General features: G+C 71.2%; 22 protein-coding genes. 6 read left to right on the top strand and 16 right to left on the bottom strand.

Annotated features, from left to right (window positions below; all coding sequences use genetic code 11):
* The first annotated feature begins 59 nt into the window (after positions 1-59).
* Positions 60-926 (top strand): NAD(P)-dependent oxidoreductase, encoded by an 867-nt coding sequence (locus tag ACKUB9_RS04575; protein ID WP_407519902.1) that lies wholly within the window; start codon positions 60-62, stop codon positions 924-926.
* Between the two features lie 112 nt (positions 927-1,038).
* Here the strand turns inward: ACKUB9_RS04575 and miaA are convergent, their stop codons facing one another.
* Entirely contained in the window at positions 1,039-1,947 is a 909-nt protein-coding gene (gene miaA / locus ACKUB9_RS04570; RefSeq protein ID WP_407519900.1) for a tRNA (adenosine(37)-N6)-dimethylallyltransferase MiaA, read from the bottom strand.
* Positions 1,948-1,987: 40 nt separating this feature from the next.
* Between miaA and serB the strand changes: the two genes are divergently transcribed.
* The 5 genes from serB to ACKUB9_RS04545 all read left to right on the top strand — a co-directional run bounded on the left by serB (position 1,988) and on the right by ACKUB9_RS04545 (position 5,090).
* The gene (gene serB / locus ACKUB9_RS04565; RefSeq protein WP_407519899.1) at positions 1,988-2,884 is read left to right on the top strand and encodes a phosphoserine phosphatase SerB; all 897 of its coding nucleotides are present in this window, start codon (positions 1,988-1,990) and stop codon (positions 2,882-2,884) included.
* 12 nt (positions 2,885-2,896) lie between these two features.
* Positions 2,897-3,550, top strand: coding sequence for a DNA-3-methyladenine glycosylase I (locus tag ACKUB9_RS04560; protein WP_407519898.1), 654 nt, complete (start codon positions 2,897-2,899; stop codon positions 3,548-3,550).
* 2 nt (positions 3,551-3,552) lie between these two features.
* Positions 3,553-4,173, top strand: a complete 621-nt coding sequence (locus ACKUB9_RS04555) for an HD domain-containing protein (protein ID WP_407520085.1) — start codon at positions 3,553-3,555, stop codon at positions 4,171-4,173.
* A gap of 5 nt (positions 4,174-4,178) precedes the next feature.
* On the top strand, positions 4,179-4,691 hold the full coding sequence (locus tag ACKUB9_RS04550; RefSeq protein WP_407519897.1) for a tyrosine phosphatase family protein: 513 nt from the start codon (positions 4,179-4,181) through the stop codon (positions 4,689-4,691).
* A gap of 81 nt (positions 4,692-4,772) precedes the next feature.
* Positions 4,773-5,090, top strand: a complete 318-nt coding sequence (locus ACKUB9_RS04545; RefSeq protein ID WP_407519896.1) for a DUF1476 domain-containing protein — start codon at positions 4,773-4,775, stop codon at positions 5,088-5,090.
* Positions 5,091-5,388: 298 nt separating this feature from the next.
* Here ACKUB9_RS04545 and ACKUB9_RS04540 read toward each other — a convergent pair whose 3' ends face one another.
* The 15 genes from ACKUB9_RS04540 to ACKUB9_RS04470 form a co-directional block, all read right to left on the bottom strand.
* Positions 5,389-6,972 carry a SpoVR family protein gene (locus tag ACKUB9_RS04540; RefSeq protein WP_407519895.1) on the bottom strand — a complete coding sequence of 528 codons (1,584 nt, stop codon included), beginning with the start codon at positions 6,970-6,972 and terminating at the stop codon, positions 5,389-5,391.
* Positions 6,973-7,035: 63 nt separating this feature from the next.
* Positions 7,036-8,346 carry a YeaH/YhbH family protein gene (locus ACKUB9_RS04535; RefSeq protein ID WP_407519894.1) on the bottom strand — a complete coding sequence of 437 codons (1,311 nt, stop codon included), beginning with the start codon at positions 8,344-8,346 and terminating at the stop codon, positions 7,036-7,038.
* A 75-nt stretch (positions 8,347-8,421) separates the two neighbouring features.
* The gene (locus tag ACKUB9_RS04530) at positions 8,422-10,374 is read right to left on the bottom strand and encodes a PrkA family serine protein kinase (protein WP_407519893.1); all 1,953 of its coding nucleotides are present in this window, start codon (positions 10,372-10,374) and stop codon (positions 8,422-8,424) included.
* A gap of 337 nt (positions 10,375-10,711) precedes the next feature.
* On the bottom strand, positions 10,712-11,131 hold the full coding sequence (locus ACKUB9_RS04525; RefSeq protein WP_407519892.1) for a 4-aminobutyrate aminotransferase: 420 nt from the start codon (positions 11,129-11,131) through the stop codon (positions 10,712-10,714).
* Positions 11,132-11,674: 543 nt separating this feature from the next.
* Positions 11,675-12,115, bottom strand: coding sequence for a hypothetical protein (locus ACKUB9_RS04520; protein ID WP_407519891.1), 441 nt, complete (start codon positions 12,113-12,115; stop codon positions 11,675-11,677).
* Between the two features lie 6 nt (positions 12,116-12,121).
* Entirely contained in the window at positions 12,122-12,670 is a 549-nt protein-coding gene (locus ACKUB9_RS04515) for a MerR family transcriptional regulator (RefSeq protein WP_407519890.1), read from the bottom strand.
* Between the two features lie 49 nt (positions 12,671-12,719).
* A complete protein-coding gene (locus ACKUB9_RS04510; RefSeq protein ID WP_407519889.1) occupies positions 12,720-13,034 on the bottom strand; it encodes an integration host factor subunit alpha in 315 nt (104 codons plus the stop codon).
* 147 nt (positions 13,035-13,181) lie between these two features.
* A complete protein-coding gene (locus ACKUB9_RS04505) occupies positions 13,182-14,159 on the bottom strand; it encodes a beta-ketoacyl-ACP synthase III (RefSeq protein WP_407519888.1) in 978 nt (325 codons plus the stop codon).
* Positions 14,160-14,174: 15 nt separating this feature from the next.
* Positions 14,175-15,209 (bottom strand): phosphate acyltransferase PlsX, encoded by a 1,035-nt coding sequence (gene plsX, locus ACKUB9_RS04500; RefSeq protein WP_407519887.1) that lies wholly within the window; start codon positions 15,207-15,209, stop codon positions 14,175-14,177.
* Between the two features lie 149 nt (positions 15,210-15,358).
* A complete protein-coding gene (gene phnE, locus ACKUB9_RS04495) occupies positions 15,359-16,261 on the bottom strand; it encodes a phosphonate ABC transporter, permease protein PhnE (RefSeq protein ID WP_407519886.1) in 903 nt (300 codons plus the stop codon).
* Positions 16,258-17,142: a phosphonate ABC transporter, permease protein PhnE gene (phnE, locus tag ACKUB9_RS04490; protein WP_407519885.1), complete on the bottom strand. Its 885-nt coding sequence runs from the start codon at positions 17,140-17,142 to the stop codon at positions 16,258-16,260. The genes phnE (ACKUB9_RS04495) and phnE (ACKUB9_RS04490) overlap by 4 nt, the downstream gene beginning before the upstream one ends.
* A gap of 12 nt (positions 17,143-17,154) precedes the next feature.
* Positions 17,155-18,087, bottom strand: a complete 933-nt coding sequence (phnD, locus tag ACKUB9_RS04485; RefSeq protein ID WP_407519884.1) for a phosphonate ABC transporter substrate-binding protein — start codon at positions 18,085-18,087, stop codon at positions 17,155-17,157.
* 67 nt (positions 18,088-18,154) lie between these two features.
* Complete coding sequence (gene phnC, locus ACKUB9_RS04480; RefSeq protein ID WP_407519883.1) at positions 18,155-18,961, bottom strand: phosphonate ABC transporter ATP-binding protein; 807 nt, start codon at positions 18,959-18,961, stop codon at positions 18,155-18,157.
* A 76-nt stretch (positions 18,962-19,037) separates the two neighbouring features.
* On the bottom strand, positions 19,038-19,658 hold the full coding sequence (locus tag ACKUB9_RS04475) for a DapH/DapD/GlmU-related protein (protein WP_407519882.1): 621 nt from the start codon (positions 19,656-19,658) through the stop codon (positions 19,038-19,040).
* On the bottom strand, positions 19,655-20,338 hold the full coding sequence (locus ACKUB9_RS04470; RefSeq protein ID WP_407519881.1) for a DUF1045 domain-containing protein: 684 nt from the start codon (positions 20,336-20,338) through the stop codon (positions 19,655-19,657). Before ACKUB9_RS04470 ends, ACKUB9_RS04475 begins: the two co-directional genes overlap by 4 nt.
* Between the last annotated feature and the right edge of the window lie 42 nt (positions 20,339-20,380).

Here is a 20,380-nt window from a genome sequence, read left to right as displayed (position 1 = left end):
CGCCCTCGCCTCACTACACGGGACCGCCCGGCGCACGGGGCCGGCAGGGAGTGTTCAGCATGGCGAAGGTCGCGTTTCTCGGTCTCGGCGTGATGGGGGCGCCGATGGCACGCCATCTCGCCGCCAAGGGCCACGACGTCACGGTCTACAACCGCACGGCCGAGAAGGCGCAGGCCTGGGTCGCCGCCCATGGCGGGCGCAGCGCCGCCACCCCCGCCGAGGCCGCCGCCGACCAGGAGATCGTGTTCGCCTGCGTGGGCAACGACGACGACCTGCGCCAGGTCACCACCGGTCCGGACGGCGCCTTCTCGGCCATGCGCGCGGGCGCGGTCTTCGTGGACCACACCACCGCCTCGGCGGAGGTGGCGCGCGAACTCGCGGCGGCCGCCGCCGCGGGCGGCTTCGGCTTCGTGGACGCGCCGGTCTCCGGCGGGCAGGCGGGCGCCGAGAACGGCGTGCTCACGGTGATGTGCGGCGGCGAGCCTGAGACCTACGCTCGGGTCGAGCCGGTCATCGCGGCGTTCGCCCGCTCCTGCCGGCTGATGGGGCCGGCGGGCTCGGGCCAGCTCACCAAGATGGTGAACCAGATCTGCATCGCCGGGCTGGTGCAGGGCCTCGCGGAGGGCATCCATTTCGGCAAGCGCGCCGGGCTCGACATCGAGGCGGTGCTCGAGGTGATCGCCAAGGGCGCGGCCGGCTCCTGGCAGATGGAGAACCGCGGTCGCACCATGAACCAGAACAAGTTCGACTTCGGCTTCGCGGTCGACTGGATGCGCAAGGACCTGTCGATCGTGCTCGCGGAGGCCCGCCACAACAAGGCGCTGCTGCCGGTGACGGCCCTGATCGATCAGTTCTACGCCGAGGTGCAGACGCTCGGCGGCGGACGCTGGGACACGTCGAGCCTGATCGCGCGCCTGGAGAAGTGAGGCGCGGCCGGCGCCCTGCCCCGGGTGTCGGCGAGGGTGTGGCGCAGCCGACCGCATGCTGCGCTGCATGGTTCCCTGAGACGAGGCGCGCGGGCCGGGCAGCCGGCGCGGCTCAGCCGCGCGCCAGGGCCGCGGCCTCCTCCGGCGCCAGCCAGCGCCAGTCCCCGCCCACTTGGTGGCGGAACCACGTCACCTGCCGCTTGGCGTAGCGGCGGGTGTCGGCCTGGCCCCGCGCCACCGCCTCCTCGCGCGTGACCGCGCCGTCGAGGTGGGCGATCAGGCCCGGCACCCCGTGGGCGCGCATCACCGGCAGCATCGGGTCGAGGCGCCGCGCCCGCAGCGCCCGCACCTCGTCGAGCGCCCCCGCCTCCATCATGGCGAGGAAGCGCGCGTCGATGCGCGCCCGCAGGACGGCGCGGTCCGGCACCAGAAACAGTTTTTCGCACGCGGCCCCGGCCAGCGGCCCCGGCCGGCGGGTGCCCTGGAAGGCCGCGAGCGGGCGGCCGGTGGCGGCCAGGACCTCCAGGGCGCGCAGCACCCGCAGGCGGTCGCCCGGAGCGATCCGGGCCGCGCCCTCCGGGTCGCGCAGGGCGAGCTCCGCGTGGAGCGCCGCGGTCCCGCGCGCCTCGGCCTGCGCCCGCACCGCGGCCCGCACCGCCTCCGGCACGGCCGGGATCTCGGACAGGCCCTCCAGCATCGCCTTGACATACAGCCCGGTGCCGCCGACCAGCACCGGCAGGCGCCCCGCCGCCCATGTCTCGTCCAGCACCGCGGCGGCGTCCGCGAGGTAATGGCCGACCGAAAAATTCACCGCCCCGTCCACGTGCCCGTAGAGGCGGTGGGGCGCCTCTGCCTCCTCGGCCTCGCTCGGCCGGGCGGTGAGCCGGCGCAGGTCGCGGTAGACCTGCATCGAGTCGGCGTTGATCACCACCCCGCCCCGCGCGCGGGCGAGCGCGAGCGCCAGGGCCGACTTGCCCGAGGCGGTCGGCCCTGCGATGAGGATCGCCTGACGCCCGACCATTTTCGCTCCCGACGCCGTGCCGGGCCAGACGAGTGCCGTGATGACCCTTGTGGCGACCCTGATAGCAAACCCCGCGCGCCCCGCCATCACGGACGCGGTGCTGGCCGAGGCCCGCCGGGTGCTGGCCACGGAGCATCAGCCGCGCATCCTGCACGGCGAGGTCGCCGCCGAGGTGCTGGTCCCGGGCGCGCCCGATTCCGCGCCGTCGCTCGCCGAGCGGCTGCGCCACGCGCTCGGCGACGAGCCGATCGACGTGGCCGTGCGCCCGGCCGACGCCCATCGGCGCAAGCGTCTCGTCCTGGCCGACATGGACTCCACCATGATCGGGCAGGAATGCATCGACGAACTCGCCGATCGGGTCGGGCTCAAGGACCACGTCGCGGCGATCACCGAGCGGGCGATGCGCGGCGAGATCGCGTTCGAGCCGGCCCTGCGCGAGCGGGTGGCCCTCCTCGAAGGATTGCCGGTCGGCGCCATCGACGCGGTGATCGCCGAGCGCATCACCCTGACGCCGGGCGGGCGCACGCTGGTGCAGACCATGCGGGCGCACGGCGCCTATGCGTGCCTCGTCTCGGGCGGGTTCACGCTGTTCACCGGGCCGGTGGCGGCCCGGATCGGGTTCGACGAGCACCGGGCGAACCGCCTCGTGGTGGCGGACGGGCGCCTCGCCGGCCGGGTCGAGGAGCCGATCGTCGGGCGCGAGGCCAAGCGCGCGACCCTGATCGAGCTGCGCGACCGCCTCGGGCTCTCCCCCGCCGAGACGCTCGCGGTGGGCGACGGGGCCAACGACCTCGCCATGCTGGAAGAAGCCGGGCTCGGCGTCGCCTTCCGGGCCAAGCCCGCGGTCGCCGCGGCGGCGCATGCCCGCGTGGAGCACGGGGACCTCACCGCCCTGCTCTACCTCCAGGGCTTCGCCGCGGCCGAGTTCGTGGCCTGATCCGCAGCAGCCATGGCCTCCGGACTGATCTACCATCCCGACGGGCACGCGCGCTGCTGGTGGCCGGGCCTCGATCCGCTCTACGTCGCCTATCACGACACCGAGTGGGGCGTGCCGGAGCTCGACGACCGGGCGCTGTTCGAGAAGCTGATCCTCGACGGGTTCCAGGCCGGCCTGTCGTGGATCACCATCCTGCGCCGCCGCGACGGCTTCCGGCGCGCCTTCCGGGGCTTCGAGCCCGAGATCATCGCCCGGTTCGGCGAGGCGGAGGTCGCGGCGCTGATGGCGGATCCCGGCATCATCCGCAACCGCGCCAAGATCGTCGGCACGGTGCGGAGCGCCCGCGCCTACCTCGCCATCCAGGAGCGGGGCCCCGGCTTCTCGGCCTTCCTGTGGGACTTCGTGGACGGGCGGCCGGTGCAGGGAACCGCCCGCGACCGGGCGGAGATCGCCACCGAGACCGCGGTGTCGCGCCGCCTGTCGAAGGCGCTCAAGGCCGAGGGCTTCGGCTTCTGCGGCCCCACCATCGTGCACGCCTTCATGCAGGCGGTGGGCATGGTCAACGACCACCTCGTCGGTTGCTGTCGCCATGGACCCTGCGCGGCCCTGCCCGGCCCCGAAGGGCATGGGGTTGGGCCGGGAACGGGGCATGGGACCGCCGCATGAGCATGAGCCGGCCGCCCCGCGCGTGGCAGCGCATGCTCTCGGGCCGCCGCCTCGACCTCCTCGATCCCTCCCCGCTGGATGTCGAGATCGGCGACATCGCCCACGGCCTCGCCCGGGTCGCGCGCTGGAACGGCCAGACGGCGGGGCCGCACGTCTTCTCGGTGGCCCAGCACGCGCTCCTGGTCGAGGCGATCGGCGCCGGTTTCTGCCCGCAGGCGAGCGCTCCCGAGCGGCTCGACCTCCTGCTGCACGACGCGCCCGAATACGTGATCGGCGACATGATCTCGCCCTTCAAGGCGGCGATCGGCCCGTCCTACAAGGCGGTGGAGCTGCGCCTGCTCGGCGCCATCCGGCTGCGCTTCGGCCTCAGCCCGCAGCCGGCCGCCGCGATGCAGCGGCTGATCAAGCGGGCCGACCGGCTCGCGGCCTTCCTCGAAGCCACGCGGCTCGCCGGCTTCGCGCGCGAGGAGGCCCTGAAGGTCTTCGGACGGCCCGAGCCCCTGCACGCCGCGGTCGATGCGCTCCTCGTCCCCTGGCCCACCGCGGAGGCGCAGGAGCGCTTCCTCGCCCGCTTCCACGCGCTCGCGGCGCCCGCCCGCGCGCCCGCCCGCACCGAGGCCTGAGATCCGTGCCCACCCTCCACGTCTGTTCCCTCTCGCGCCTGCCCGAGACCGTGGCGGCGGTCGGCGCCAGCCACGTCGTCACCCTGGTCACCCGCGGCACCGCCGTCCGGCGGCCGGCCACGATCCGGGAGGACGATCACCTGATCCTCGGGATCAGCGACATCTCCGCCCCGATGACGGACCACGTCCTGCCCGAGCGGGCGCATGTGGAGCGGTTCCTGGCCTTCCTGCGTGCCTGGGACCGGGGGCGGCCGCTGGTCCTGCACTGCTACGCCGGAATCAGCCGCTCGACCGCGGCGGCCTACATCGCGGCCTGCGCGCTGCATCCGGACCGGGACGAGGCGGAGCTGGCGCAGCGCCTGCGGCAGCTGTCGCCCTCCGCCACCCCGAACCGCCGCCTCGTCGCGGTGGCCGACGAGGTGCTCGGCCGCGACGGCCGGATGGTTGCGGCGATCACCGCGATCGGGCGCGGCGCCGACGCCTTCGAGGGCGAGCCGTTCTGCCTCGCGATCGAGTGATCGCCGGGCGGCGCCCGCGCCCTGGCGCCCAGTCCGGATCGGCGTAGCATGGCCGCATCGGGACCGGAACGGAGCGCGACCATGACGACGATGTTCGAGGAACGGGAGCGGGCCTTCGAGACGCTGTTCGCGCACGAGGAGGAGCTGCGCTTCCTCACCCTGGTGCGCCGCAACCGGATGATCGGGACCTGGATCGCCCGCCGCCTCGGGCTGACGGAGGCCGAGGCCGAGGATTACACGCGCCGCCTCGTCGAGACCGTGGCGCTTCCGCTCACCGAGGAGGCCCTGGTGGCGCGGCTGCGCGCCGATCTCGACGCGCGCGGCGTCGAGGTGCGGGACCTGCCCGCCCTCGTCACGCGCTGCGCCGCCGAGGCCGCCCGGGAGGTGCGGGCGGGCTGAGTGAGGCGGTCCGGCCTGCATTGCACCGTCGGTTCCCGCGGTCAGCGCGGGATCCCCTCTCCCGTGCGGGAGAGGGGTAGGGGTGAGGGTCCCGGGAGGGTGCAGCAAGAAGACACCACGCTTCCGCTCCCAGCACCACGCTTCGTGTTTGAGCCTGCCCCGTTCCGCTCCCCTCACCGCGTTCTCAGCGTCAAAACGGAACCATCTAGACCCTCACGCGGGATCTTCGATCCCCTGCCCCTCTCCCGCACGGGAGAGGGGTTCCCCGCGCCAGCTCCGGTTGCCGGCCGAAACCCCCTCAGAAGAAGGTCGGCCGCGCGCTCGCGGTGTGCTCCTTGAGCACCGTGCCGGTGGCGGGGTCGACTTCCTTCAGCAGCACGTCGTAGCCCCAGAGGTCGGCGAGGTGCTGGAGCACGCGGTGCGCGTCCTCCTTCTGCAGGAGGACGCGGTTGAGCACCCGGTGGTGCAGGATCAGCTTGCGGTCCCCCTCCAGGTCGACGTCGATCACCTCGATGTCGGGGTCGAGCCATGCGACGTCGTACTGGCGCGCGAAGGCCCGGCGCAGGCGCCGGTAGCCGCGTTCGTCGTGGATCGCCTCGACCCGCAGCTCCGGCTGGTCGGGGTCGTCCACCACGTGGAAGAGCCGCAGCTGGCGCATCAGGCGGGGTGAGAGGAACTGCGCGATGAAGCTCTCGTCGCGGTAGTTTTCCCAGACGTCGCGCAGCACTCCCATCGGGTCGCCGGAGCCGGCGATGTCGGGGAACCACGCCCGATCCTCCTCGGTCGGCTCGGTGCAGATGCGGGCGATGTCCGTCATCATGGCGAAGCCGATCGCGTAGGGGTTGTGGCCGCCGTAATGGCGGTCCTCGTAGGTCGGCTGCCGGATGACGTTGGTGTGCGACTGCAGGAATTCGAGGTAGGCCGCCTCGCTGATCCGCCCGGTCTCGGAGAGCCGGGTCATGATCCGGTAATGCGAGTAGGTGGCGCAGCCCTCGTTCATCACCTTGGTCTGGCGCTGCGGGTAAAAATACTGCGCCACGTGGCGGACGATGCGCAGGATCTCGCGCTGCCAGGGCCGCAGGCGGGGCGCGGCTTTTTCCAGGAAGTAGAGGATGTTTTCCTGGGGCAGTTCGAGCAGCGCGCGGCGGCGCTCCACCGAAAGATCCGGCTTGTCGGTCTTGGCCTTGGCGGGGAGCGTGCGCCAGAGGTCGTTGTACATCCTCTCCTGATGTTCCTTGCGCTCGCGCTCGCGGCGCTGCTCGGAGGAGAGGTCGGGACGCTTCTTGCGCGGATAGCGGTGGACGCCCTGGTTCATCAGCGCGTGGGCGGCGTCCAGCACCGCCTCGACGGCGCCGTGGCCGTAGCGCTCCTCGCAGCGCGAGATGTAGCGCTTGGCGAAGTCGAGGTAGTCGAGGATGCCCTCGGCATCCGTCCACTGGCGGAAGAGGTAGTTGTTCTTGAAGAAGTGGTTGTGGCCGAAGGCGGCGTGCGCGATCACCAGCGTCTGCATCGTCGCCGTGTTCTCCTCCATGATGTAGGAGATGCACGGGTTGGAGTTGATGACGATCTCGTAGGCGAGCCCCATCAGGCCGCGCCGGTAGCCGGCCTCGTGCTGGGCGAAGTGCTTGCCGAACGACCAGTGCTTGTAGAAGAGCGGCATGCCGATCGACGCGTAGGCGTCGAGCATCTGCTCGGCGGTGATGATCTCGATCTGGTTCGGGTACCAGCTCAGGCCCAGTTCCGGTCCGGCCACCGCCTCGCAGGCGTCGTGGATGCGCCGGATGGTGTCGAAGTCCCAGTCGTTTCCGGTGAACAGAGGCTCGCCCGTCCGGACCAGGGCGGGGCTGGCGGGCCGGATCGTCCCGCTCGGGGCTGAACTCATCGAAGCCTGGACCTCTCGTATCCTCCGGCGGACCGCTCTCCCCGGCCCGCCCCCTCGGGGGTGTCAGGGCGCCGCGTTCTCCTGCCCGGCCTTGCGGGCGAACAGCTCGCGGAAGACCGGGTAGATGTCGCGCCGGTGGTTGACCTTGCGCATGGCGAGCACCGGATTGGCCTTGGCGACGGGCTCGTAGGTCCGCCACAGCGTGGTGCGGTGCTCCACGAAGCCCGCCCGCGGCCCGGTCTCGTCGCCGACCTCCAGATAGGCGAAGTGCTGGCAGGCCGGCAGGATGGCCGAGCGCAGCAGATCCTGCGAGGTGGTCGAGTCGCTCGACACGTTGTCGCCGTCCGAGGCCTGGGCCGCGTAGATGTTCCAGTCCTCGGGATTGTAGCGCTCGGCCACGATCCGCTTCATCTCGACGAGCGCCGAGGAGACCAGCGTGCCGCCGGTCTCGCGCGAGCCGAAGAAGGTTTCTTCGTCGACCTCCTTGGCCTGGTCGGTGTGGCGGATGAACACGATCTCGACGTGCTTGTAGCGGCGCACCAGGAAGATGTGCAGCAGGATGTAGAACCGCTTGGCGAGATCCTTCATGTGCTCGGTCATCGAGCCCGAGACGTCCATGAGGCAGAACATCACCGCCTGGGCCACCGGGCGCGGATAGGCCTCGAAGCGCCGGTAGCGCAGGTCGATCGGGTCGATGTAGGGGATGCGCTGCGAGCGGGTGCGCACCCGCTCCAGTTCCGCCAGAAGGTCAGGGAGTTCGGGCGCGTCGGGGTCGCGGGCCTCGATCTCCCGGACCTGCGCCTCCAGGGCGGCGAGGTCGTCGGCCTTCGGCCGCTTGAGGGCGATGCGCCGCGACAGCGAGTTGCGCAGGGTGCGCGTGAGCGCGAGGTTGGCGGGCGAGCCCGAGACCATGTAGCCGGCCCGGCGCAGCGCCTCCGTCTGGACCACGGCGAGGCGCCGCTTGGCGAGGTCCGGCAGTTCGAGGTCTTCGAGGAAGAGTTCGAGGAACTCTTCCCGGGTGAGCACGAACTGGAAGGAATCCTCGCTGTCCTGGCCGCCGTCCCCGGCTTGGCCGCCGCCCCCGCCGCCCTGGCCCCGCGGCGGGCGCTCGATCGTGTCGCCCTCCACGTAGGTCTTGTTGCCCGGCAGGATGTGGTCCTGCACGCCGCTGCCGGGGGAGCGGACGAATTTCGGCTCGCGCACCCCGTCCGCCGGGACGGTGACGCTCGCCTCCTTGTCGATGTTGCGGATGTCCCGGTCGCGGGCCGCCTCCCGGACGGCGCGCTGCGCCACGTCGCGCACGCGCCGCAGGAAGCGCTGCCGGTTCGCCAGGCTCTTGCCGCCCGGATTGAGGCGTCGATCGATGATGTGCATCAGGCCACGTTTCCGATCACGCCCATCCTACCCTACCGGGCGGCTTCCGGCATCACCCGCGAGACCGCCTGCCCGTCAGCCCGCCTGCTTCACCCGCATGTACCACTCCACGAGGCGGCGGACCTGCCGCTCCGTGTAGCCGCGGGCGCGCATGCGCTCGACGAACTCGCCGTGCTTCTTCTCCGTCTCGCTGTCCTTCTTCGAGCCGAAGGAGATGACCGGCAGGAGTTCCTCCACCTGCGAGAACATGCGCCGCTCGATCACCTCGCGGATTTTCTCGTAGGAGGTCCAGGAGGGATTGCGCCCGCCGTGCTGCGCCCGCGAGCGCAGGGCGAACTTCACCACCTCGTTGCGGAAATCCTTCGGGTTGGCGATGCCGGCCGGCTTCTCGATCTTGGTGAGCTCCTGGTTGAGGAGTTCGCGGTTGAGCAGCTGGCCGGTCTCCGGATCCTTGAAGTCCTGGTCCTCGATCCAGGCGTCGGCGTAGTCGATGTAGCGGTCGAACAGGTTCTGACCGTAATCGTGGTAGGATTCGAGGTAGGCCTTCTGGATCTCGTGGCCGATGAACTCAGCGTAGCGGGGGGCGAGTTCGCCCTTGATGAATTCGAGGTAGCGCTTCTCGGTCTCAGGGGGAAGCTGCTCGCGGCGCAGGGACTGCTCCAGCACGTACATCAGGTGGACCGGGTCGGCCGAGACCTCGGTGGTGTCGTGGTTGAAGGTCGCGGCCATGACCTTGAAGGCGAAGCGGGTCGAGATCCCGTCCATGCCCTCGTCGACGCCGGCCGAGTCCTTGTATTCCTGCAGCGAGCGGGCGCGGGGATCGACCTCGCGCAGGGACTCGCCGTCGTAGACCCGCATCTTCGAGAAGACGTTGGAGTTCGGGTGCTCGCGCAGGCGCGAGAGCACCGAGAACCGGGCCAGCATCTCCAGCGTGCCGGGCGCGCAGCGCGCGGTGGCGAGTTCGGAGCCCGAGACCAGCTTCTCGTAGATCCGCTGCTCCTCGGTCACCCGCAGGCAGTACGGCACCTTGATGACGTAGATCCGGTCGATGAAGGCTTCGTTGTTCTTGTTGGTCTTGAAGCTCTGCCACTCGGCCTCGTTCGAGTGGGCCAGGATGATGCCGGAGAACGGGATCGCCCCGATGTTCTCGGTGCCGACGTAGTTGCCCTCCTGCGTCGCGGTGAGCAGGGGGTGGAGCATCTTGATCGGCGCCTTGAACATCTCGACGAATTCGAGGATGCCCTGGTTCGCCCGGTTGAGGCCGCCCGAGTACGAATAGGCGTCGGGGTCGGCTTGGCTCAGGGTCTCGAGCTTGCGGATGTCGACCTTGCCGACGAGGGAGGAGATGTCCTGGTTGTTCTCGTCGCCCGGCTCGGTCTTGGCGACCGCGATCTGGCGCAGGCGCGAGGGCCGCACCTTCACCACCTTGAACTGCGAGATGTCGCCGCCGAACTCGTCGAGCCGCTTGAGGCACCACGGGCTCATCAGCCCGGTGAGGCGGCGGCGCGGAACGCCGTAGCGCTCCTCGATCGCCGGCCCCATCGTCTCGGGGTCGAACAGCACCAGCGGGCTCTCGAAGACCGGGCTCAACTCGTTGCCGGCCTTGAGCACGTAGATGGGGTGCACCTCCATCAGGGCCTTGAGGCGCTCGGCCAGGGACGACTTGCCGCCGCCCACCGGTCCGAGCAGGTAGAGGATCTGCTTCCTCTCCTCCAGCCCTTGCGCGGCATGGCGGAAGAACGAGACGATCCGCTCGATCGTCTCCTCCATGCCGTAGAATTCCGAGAAGGCCGGGTAGATCCGGATGGTCCGGTTCATGAAGATCCGGCCGAGGCGCGAGTCACGCGCCGTGTCCACGAATTCCGGCTTCCCGATCGCCTCCAGGATGCGCTCCGGGGCGCTGGCGTACATCAGGGGGTCGTCGCGGCACGCTTCGAGGTACTCGGTCAGCGACAGTTCCGCGTCGCGTCGCGCCTCGTAGCTGCGGGCAAAAGTCTGAAATAGGTCGCTCGCTGACGGCATTGGCATCCCGAACCCTCACGACATCGCCAGCTTCATCCTGTCCCGCCTCGGATGCAATCGATATCCCCATGTTTGTCGCAGTGCGGCGACGGGCAGACTGCGCAGGCGGGGGCAGCGTGGTCCCGAAACGGGGCGGAGTTGCGCCCGCACCGCCGCAACCGTGCGGAAAGTCCGTGGCCCGCCAAGGCGAAAGCGTGGCGGGCCCCGCCCATGTGTTCGAAAGGACACGCCGATCGGCGATCTTCGAACTCCGTCCGGGCGGCCCGCGCCGGCGGCATGGAGGAAACGCCGGCCCGGGCCAGGGCGTTCCGGGCGCACCGCCAGGGCGCTTGGAGGCCAGGGCTCAGAGGTCGGTGGTCTCGGATTTGGCGCCGCCCGGACCGCCGACCTTGATCTTGATCGTCTCGATCGTGGTCTGGCCGTCCGCGCCCTTCACCTCCACCGTCACCTCGTCGGTGCCGGTAAAGCCGGCCTTGCTCTCGTAAAAGACCGCCTGGACGTTCGCCTCGGTGTTCGGGCAGCGATAGGTGGCGGGCGTCTTGAGCTTGCCGGCGCGCTGGATCAGCGCCCCGTTCTTCGGCCCCGAGGTGATCTTGATCTCGGGCTGCGGCCCGAGCGAGCAGTCCTTCTTGAGGTTCGGCGCGAGCAGGATGCGCACCTGCTTGCCGGAGGCGGCGGATTGCTCGCGGGTCTTGGTGGTCTGGGCGAGGGCCGGACCTGCGAACACCGCGCAGGCGGCGAGCGTCAGGAGGGGGCGGATCATGAGCGTGTCTCTCCGAGGAAGCGCTGCCGCCCCGATGTGGGGAGTGCGCCGACCGGCGTCGAGCCCGCCGGGCTGACCTTGGAGCAATTTCCGGCAGCCTCCCGGCGGGGCGGCGCGGGCCCGCGGCGGCCCGCGGCCGGGCTCGATGCGAAACGGCTCGAGCTTGTCCGCGCAGGATCTTGTTTCCGCGGGATTTTCCGCCAGCAAGCCGAATGCCGATGCTGAGGACGATGGCGGGATCGCCCTACGCCGGAGGGGGATGCCCGTTCGGGGCGGGAATAACTCAAAACGACAGGAGCTTGGAGCCGCGTCTTCATGCGACGCGAGAGGAGGTAGCTCTAGAGCATGTTCCGACGAAGGGCCACTGCTCGTTGCAGAAAGAACAAGAAAAATCAGAGATTTAGTGCTGGATTCTCTTGTAGCGCAATCGAGCGCGGCTCTAATGCAGCGTCAGCATCACCGCGAGGTTGAACAGGCCGAGCAGCGCGATGCCGGCCAGCCACAGCCAGTAGCCGCGCCCCTCGACCGGGTAGTCGCCGAACATCACCGCTCCCCGCTGCCGCCGGAGGATTGCAGCACGGCCATCACGGCGCCGGTCACCCGGGCGATCTGGGCCGGGGTGAACTCGCCCGAGAGGGCCGTGCCGAGCTGCACCTCGATGCGCTGGCGCTCGCCCGCATCCCCGATCGGGTCGGCTGGAATGTCGGACTCGGCGAGCCCGCAGGCGTCCCGGATGGTGTCGGCGGCCCGCCGCAGGGTGGCGCGCTGATCGGGCGACATGTCCCAGAGCGGGTGGCGCAGGCGCGCGATCACCCGCTTGGCGTCGCGGTAGTCGCGGTCGACGTTGGTCAGGGCCTCGACCTGACTCACCAGCAACACGAGTTCGAGCACGTCGGCGGTCGCCTCCGGGCAGGTGCGCACGACGCGCATCAGCCGGGCGATGAGCGCGGTGGTCGGGGAAGCGTGGCGCGACGACTCGGCCATGTCCGCCTAACTCCCTTCGGTCGGCGAGGTTCTCGCCGCGAAACCCTCGTCGCCGATGGCGTCGTCGCGGGTATCGTCGTCGGCGGCGTGATCGCACGGGCCGTCCCGCCACGCGGCGAGCTGCGCCCGGCAGTCGCGCAGGATCTCCAGGGCGCGTCCGAGCGCCGCCCGGTCGGCGGGCGACAGGACCGGCTTGCCCCCCGCGGCGGGCTGCGCCGGCTCCGTCTCCGGGAAGGCCGCCGGCGCGACCTGCTCGCCGCGGCCCACCGCCTGGACGAAGCGCATGCCGCGCTCGCGCAGGATGCGCTGCACGCCGCGGATCGTATAGCCCTGGCCGTAGAGAAGCTGGCGCACGCCGCGCAGGAGGTCGACGTCGTCGCGCCGGTAGTAGCGCCGGTTGCCTCCGCGCTTGAGCGGCCGGATCTGCGCGAAGCGGGTCTCCCAGAACCGCAGCACGTGCTGCGGCAGGTCGAGATCCTCCGCCACCTCGCTGATGGTGCGGAAGGCGTCCGGAGCCTTGTCGCCGGCCGCTTCGGCCGCCGCGAGCGTCGTCATGCGCGCGACCCTCAAGCCTCGGTCGTTCCGGGGACCGCGCCCCGGGCGCTCAGCCCTCCTCGGGCTCGGCGGGCTCGCCGTTGATGCGGGCCTTGAGCACGTTGGAGGGCTTGAACACCATGACCCGGCGCGGCTCGATCGCCACCTCGACGCCGGTCTTCGGGTTGCGCCCCACCCGCTTGCCCTTGCCCCGCACCACGAAGGAGCCGAAGGAGGACAGCTTCACGGTCTCGCCCGCCGCCAGGCAGGTGCAGATCTCGGACAGCACCGTCTCGACCAGGGCCGCCGACTCGGTCCGCGAGAGGCCGACCCTCTGGTAGACGGCCTCGGTCAGATCAGCCCGCGTGACCGTCTTGCCTGCCATCCTGCTGCTCCCCGGCGGCTCTTCAAAAACCGTCATATGTGTATGATCGCGCACGCTAATCCGCGCCGGTCACGGGGTCAACTGGGAGTCGTGCGGTTTCTCGATTGCGTGCCGCCTATCAGCGGTGCCGCCTGCCAGCGGTGCCGCCTACCAGCGGATCAGCGCGCTGCCCCAGGTGAAGCCGCCGCCGATCGCCTCGATCATCACGAGGTCGCCCCGCTTGATGCGGCCGTCGCGGCAGGCCGCGTCGAGGGCGAGCGGGATCGAGGCCGCCGAGGTGTTGCCGTGGCGGTCCACGGTCAGCACGACCTTCTCGCGGGCGATGCCGAGCTTGTCGGCGGAGGCCTCGATGATGCGGCGGTTGGCCTGATGGGGCACGAACCAGTCGAGTTCCTCGGCCGTGGTGCCGGTGGCCCGAAAGGCGTCCGCGATCACGTCGGTCACCGAACCGACCGCGAAGCGAAACACCTCCTTGCCCACCATCCGCAGCTTGCCGGTGGTGCCGGTGGAGCCGGGACCGCCGTCCACGAAGAGCTTTTCGCGGTAGCGCCCGTCCGAGCGCAGATGGCTGGTGAGCACCCCGCGGTCGCCCGCATGGCCCTCGCCCTCCTGCGCCTCCAGCACCAGCGCGCCCGCGCCGTCGCCGAACAGCACGCAGGTGGTGCGGTCCTCCCAGTCGAGCAGGCGCGAAAACGTCTCGGCCCCGACCACCAGGGCGCGCCGGGCGGCGCCCGTCGTCAGGAACTTGTCGGCGGTGGCGACGCCGTAGACGAAGCCCGCGCAGACGGCCTGCAGGTCGAAGGCCGCGCCGCCGCGGATGCCGAGCCCGGACTGGATCTGGGTCGCGGTGGACGGGAAGGTGTGGTCCGGCGTCGAGGTGGCGCAGATCACGAGGTCGATGCTCGCCGGGTCGATGTCGGCGTCGGCGAGCGCGGCCTGCGCGGCCCTGATGCCGAGCACCGAGGTGGTCTCGTCGGGTTCCGCGATGTGGCGCTGGCGGATGCCGGTGCGCTGCACGATCCAGTCGTCGGAGGTGTCGACGCGGGTGGCGAGTTCATCGTTGGTGACGACGGTCCGCGGCAGATAGGAGCCGCAGCCCCGCACCACCGAGCGAAGGCGGGTCATGGCGGGTGTCCTCTCTCAGGCCGATGTCACCGCCGGGGTGGTCTCCAGCATGTCGCGGATCGTCCGCATCAGGTCGTGGCGGGCCATGTCGTGCGCGATGTCGATCGCGCTCGCGAAGCCGTGCGCGTCCTCCGAGCCGTGGCTCTTGATGACGATGCCCTCCAGCCCGAGAAAGACGCCGCCGTTGGCCCGGCTCGGATTCATCTTCTCCCGCAGGGCCTCGAAGGCGCCGCGGGCAAACAGGTAGCCGATCTTCGCCATCAGGGTCCGGCTCATCGCGCCCTTGAGATACGTGGCGATCTGCTTGGCGGTTCCCTCGGCGGTCTTGAGGGCGATGTTGCCGGTGAAGCCTTCGGTGACGACCACGTCCACGGTGCCGCGCCCGAGGTCCGTGCCCTCCACGAAGCCGTGGTAGCTGAGGCTCGGCAGGTCGGCCTCGCGCAGCATCCTGGCCGCCTCCTTGACCGCCTCGTTGCCCTTCATCTCCTCGGTGCCGACGTTGAGGAGGCCGACGGTCGGCCGGTCGAGGTCGAACACGATGCGCGCCATGGCGGCGCCCATCAGCGCCATGTCGACGAGGTGGGCGGCGTCCGTCCCGATGGTGGCGCCGACGTCGAGCACCACGCTCTCGCCCCGCACCGTCGGCCACAGGCAGGCGATGGCCGGGCGCTCGATATGCGCCATGGTCTTGAGGCAGATCTTCGACATGGCCATCAGCGCGCCGGTGTTGCCGGCCGAGACCGCGGCCTCCGCCTCGCCGTCGCGCACGGCCTGGATCGCCTTCCACATCGACGACTTGCCGCGCCCGGTGCGGACCGCCTGGCTCGGCTTCTCGTCCATCGACACCGCCACGCTGGTGTGGCGGATCTCCACCGCCCCCGCGAGCCGCGGCTCCGCCTCCACCATCGGGGTGAGGAGCGCCTCGTCGCCGAACATCAGGAAGGTCGTCTCGGGATGGCGCTCGCGGGCGATCGCCGCCCCGGGCACGACCGTGGACGGACCATGGTCGCCGCCCATCGCGTCGAGCGAGATACGCACTCTCTGGGACATGGGAAAGTCGACGAGCCTCGTTCGCGGCAGGCGGGACAGGGGGGCCGCGGCGCGGCGGAAAATAGCGACCCGGCGCCGGGCCGCAAACGAATTCTCGATCCCTGCGCCCTTCGCCCCGCTGCCCCTGGCCCCGCTGCCCTTGGCCCCACTCAGGCCGGCGCCCCGATGATCGCCCGCCGCAGCCGGCCCGAGACCCAGTCGATGGCGGCGACCGTCACGAGGATCATCAGGACCAGGAAGGCGACCTGCTGCATCTCCAGCACCCGGATCAGCTCCGTCAGGTACTGGCCGATGCCCCCGGCTCCGACGATGCCGATGATCGTCGCCGAGCGGGTATTCGATTCGAAGTAGTAGAGCACCTGGCTTGCCAGCACCGGCAGCACGCCGGGCAGGAGGCCGAAGCGGACCCGGTGGAGCGGGCTGCCGCCCGCGGCGGTCACGCCCTCCTGCGGCCTTCGGTCGGCGGCCTCGATCGCCTCCGAGAAGAGCTTGCCGAAGGCGCCGACATCCGAGCAGGCGATGGCGAGCGCCCCCGCGAAGGGACCGAGCCCCACCACGTTGATCCAGATCAGGGCCCAGATCAGCACGTCGACCGCCCGGATCACGTCGAAGCCACGCTTGACCGTGAAGCGCAGGAAGGGGTTGGGCATCACGTTGCGAGCGGCCAGCAGCGCCACCGGCAGGGCGATGAGCGCGGCCGTCAGCGTGCCCAGGAAGGCGATGCCGAGGGTCTCGGCTAGCGCCTTGAGGAAGACGAGGCCCTGGCCCTCCGGCGAGGGCGGCAGCATCAGCACGGCGAACTCGCCGAGCCGGTGCAGCCCGGTGAGGATGCGCAGGAGCGAGAAATCGAGCCGCACCATCGCGACGACGGCGAGGCCGGCGAGCCCCGCCACCACCCCGGCGACGAGGAGCCGGCGGCGCAGCGGCACGGCGAAGGCCGCCGGGTGGCGCGCGCGCAGGCCCGCGAGGTCGGCGAGCGCCGCCTGGCGCAGGGCGGAGCGGCGCGGGGCGGAGGCCGGCGGGGCGGCGTCTTGCGAGGCAGGCCGGCTCATCGGGCGGCCTCCCGGCCGAGCAGGTGGTGGCGCAGGCGCTCGGTCGCGAGGTCGATGCCGATCACCGTCAGGACGATCAGGAGCAGGATCGCGCTCACGTCCGAATAGTAGAAGTTGCGGATCGCCACGAGGAATTCCTGGCCGATCCCGCCCGCGCCGACGAAGCCCATCACGCCGGCCCCCCGCACGTTGATCTCGAAGCGCAGCAGCCCGTAGGAGGCGAAGTTCGACAGCACCTGCGGCACCACCGCGAAGCGCACGGTCTCGACCCAGGAGGCGCCCGTCGCGGTCAGGCCCTCGACGGGCTTCATGTCGATGTTCTCGACCACCTCCGAAAAAAGCTTGCCCAGGGCGCCCGCGGTGTGGATGGCGAGCGCCAGCACCCCCACCATGGGACCGAGCCCGAAGGCGATCACGAAGATCAGCGCGAAGACCACCTCCGGCACGGTGCGGCAGACCTCGAGCAGGCGGCGGGTGCCGAACCGGATGGCGCGCGACCGCACGAGGTTGGAGGCGGCGGCAAAGCACAGCGCGAAGGCGGCGAGCCCCCCGAACAGGGTGCCGAGATAGGCCATCAGCAGCGTCTCGCCGAGCAGCGCCAGCCATTTCGGCAGGCCCCAGTACCAGGCGGCGAGGTCGCCGCCGAGGTTGGCCAGGGTGAGCGGCGGGACGATCTGGGCAATGTAGGCGGTGAAGTTGGTGATGTTCTCCGCGAGCGTCAGCGGGCGCACCTCCGCGGCGAACCCGGCCAGCACCACGAGGACGACGAGGAGCGCCAGCAGGGCGAGGCCCCGCCTGCGCGCGCCCGCGACGCTCGCCGCGTAGGCCCCCGCGAGGGCGTCGGCCCGCGCGGAGGGAAGCCTGTCGAGGGGCAGCGTCACGTGCGATCCGCCTCAGGAGCGCTTGCGCTGCTCGTCGTTGTAGCGGAGCATCTCGATGATCGGCTGGTAGTCCTTCAGCGTGACGGCCGTGAAGTCGAGGTCCTTGCCGTCCGAGAGCCGGTCGAAGGCGGCCTTGTCCTTCTTGGGCATCGCCACGAGCGCGGTGCGGATCGCCTGCTTGAGGTCGTCCGGCAGGGACGAGAGCATGGCGAAGGGGCCTTCCGGCAGGAAGTCCGACTTGAAGATCACCCGGAAGTCCGACTGCGCCATCGGCGAGCCGTCGGGCTTCTTCAGCATGCCCTTGGCGATCATGCGGGTGACCGCGGTGTCGTTCTCGGAGTTCCACAGGTTGGCGGCGGCGTCCGCCGTGCCCTGGACCAGCGCCAGCACGGCGTTCTCGTGGCTGCCCGCGTAGAAGGTCTTGCCGAACAGCTTGTCGACGTCGTGGCCGGCCTTCTGCATGAAGAAGCGCGGCGCCTGGTTGCCGGAGGTCGAGTTGGGATCGACCAGGGCGAGGTTCTTGCCCTTGAGGTCGTCGACCTTCCGGTACGGGCTGTCGGCCCGCACGTAGATCACCGAGTAGTAGCCCGATGCGCCGTTATCGTGCTTCTGGTTGACCACCGGCTCGGTCTTCACGCCGGTCATCACCGCGCGCGAGAACGAGGCCGGGCCGTAGAAGGCGATGTGGATGTTGCCGGCGCGCTGGCCCTCGATCACCGCCGCGTAGTCGTTGGCGACCCGCAGCTTCACCGGCACGCCGATCTCCTTGGAGAGGTAGGCGGTCAGCGGGGTGTAGCGGTCGACGGTGCCGGAGGCGTTCTCGGCCGGGATCACCCCGAGGGTCAGCTCGGGATACTTGGCCTTCCAGTCCTGCGCGAAGGCGGGCGCCGCAAGGCAGGCGAACGCCGCGGCGGCGGCGCCCGCGAGGGTGCGTCGGGTGAGCATGGGTTCATCCTCTGTCATGGGCGCGGGGCCGCACCCCGCGCGGCGCGGGGACGCTCCCCGCCGGATCTCAGGCGACCGCGGCCTGCGTCTCCGCCCAGGCGGGCGCAGGGCGGCCGGGCGGCTCGTCCATGACCTCGCCGGCCTCCAGACCGTAGAGGTCGCGCGCCACGTCCTCGGTGAGGTCGAAGGCGCGGCCCTCGAAGACGACGCGCCCGGCCGAGAGGCCGACCAGCCGGTCGCAATAGGCCCGCGCGAGGTCGAGGGAGTGCAGGTTGCACAGGACCGTGATCCCGTAGCGCTTGTTGGCCTCGGCCAGCGCGTCCATCACCAGGCGGGTGTTGCGCGGATCGAGCGAGGCCACCGGCTCGTCGGCCAGGATGATCTCGGGCTCCTGCACCAGCGCGCGGGCGATCGCCACCCGCTGCTGCTGGCCGCCCGAGAGCTGGTCGGCTCGCGCGGCGGCGAACCCGCCCATGTCGAAGTTTTCCAGCGCGGCGAGCGCCAGCGCCCGGTCCTCCTCGCTCCACAGCTTGAGCAGCGAGCGGTGGGCCGGCACGTGGTTGAGGCGCCCCATCAGCACGTTCGTCATCACGTCGAGCCGGCCGACGAGGTTGAACTGCTGGAAGATCATGGCGCAGCGGCCCCGCCACGCCCGCAGCGCCGACCCGCGCAGGGCCGTCACGTCGGTGTCGCCGAACAGGATGCGCCCCCCGGTGGGGTCCGCGAGGCGGTTGATCATGCGCAGCAGCGTCGACTTGCCGGCGCCCGAGCGCCCGATCACGCCGACGAAGCTGCCGGGCTCGATGCGCAGGGTCACGCCGTCCACGGCGCGGCGCGCGCCGTACTGACGCGTGAGGTTTTCGACGACCAGCATCCATCCGTCCGGTTCGCGGGGCCCGCAAACCTAAACGCCGGTTTAACGACAGCCGGATGACAGCGGCCGGCGCGCCTCAGCCGCCGTGCCGGTCCAGGAAGGCCGCGACGTCGAGCGAGCGGAAGTCCGGCAGCGCCGCGCGCAGGCGCTCGTGGTCCCAGTCCCACCACGCCAGGGCGTCGAGGCGCAGGGCGGTCTCCTCGTCGAAGCGCCGCCGCAGCACCCGGGCCGGGTTGCCGGCCACGATCGTGTAGGGGGCCACGTCGCGGGTCACCACCGCGCCCGCGCCCACCACCGCCCCGGTGCCGATGCGCCGGCCCGGCAGCACCACCGCCCCGTGCCCGATCCAGACGTCGTGGCCGATCGTCACCGGGCTCCGGCGGCGCCAGTCGAAGAACGCGGCCTCGTCCTCCTCCTCCGGCCAGTACAGGCGCGAGCGGTAGGTGAAGTGCGCCTGCGAGGCGCGCTGCATCGGGTGGTTGCCGGGGTTGAGGCGCACCATCGCGGCGATGGAGCAGAACCGGCCGATCGTGGTGGCAAACACCTCGCCGTCGTTGACGATGTAGGAATAGTCGCCGAGCACCGTCTCGGTGAGCTGCGTGCGGGCGCCCACCTCGGTGTGGCGGCCGAGGCGGCTCTCCACGACCCGGGCGCTCGGGTCGACCAACGGCTCGGGGCCGAGGTGCTTGGCGCTCATGGCGCCGCCCCGAAGGGCAGCCGGCGCAGGACCCGGAAGGGCGCCTCGCCGTCCTGGCGCAGCAGCGTCACCGCGTCGATGACGAGCGGCTCGCCCGCCCCGTAGGCGGCCTGGAGCCGGGCGCGCCAGGGTTCGCGCTCGGGCTGCGGCAGCGCGTCCGTGAGGGTCATGTGGAAGCGGAATTCCTCGAAGACGTGCGGGTAGCCCCAGCGCGCGAGGAGCGCCCGCTGGCGCGGGCGCAGGCGCTCGGGATCACGGCGGGCCAGCTCCGCCGCGGTGAGCGGCGCCCGCAGGGGATCGAGGGCGGCCACGCACTCGGCCGCGAACAGACCGAGATCCGGAGGCGCCTCGGCCGGCACCAGAGCGGTGAAGCCGCCGAGCGTCGCCACCGCGAGCGGTCCCACCGTCACGGGCGGGTGGTCCGCGCTCAGCGCCGCGGCGGCGGCGATCAGGTCGTCCTCGCCAAAACCCTCGGCCAGGCGCATCGGCGCCTTGAGGGTGGCGTGGAAGCCGTAGCGGCGGGGCGAGGCCGTCACCGCGCCGGCCTCCGCGAAGCCGGGCAGCGGCGCCACCGCCGCGCCGGTGGCGCTGTCGTAGCCCAGGATGCCGTCGCCGAAGCGCGCGAGCGGCGTGCCGGGTGCGGGCGTGTAGTAGAGCGCGTAGCGCGTGCGGTCGCTCAACGGGGCGTTCTCCTCGCGGCCCGGTTCAGCACGCGCGCGTGA

This window comes from Methylobacterium oryzisoli (assembly GCF_046557895.1).
GTDB classification, from domain to species: domain Bacteria; phylum Pseudomonadota; class Alphaproteobacteria; order Rhizobiales; family Beijerinckiaceae; genus Methylobacterium; species Methylobacterium oryzisoli.
This window is presented reverse-complemented; position numbering and strand designations above follow the sequence as displayed.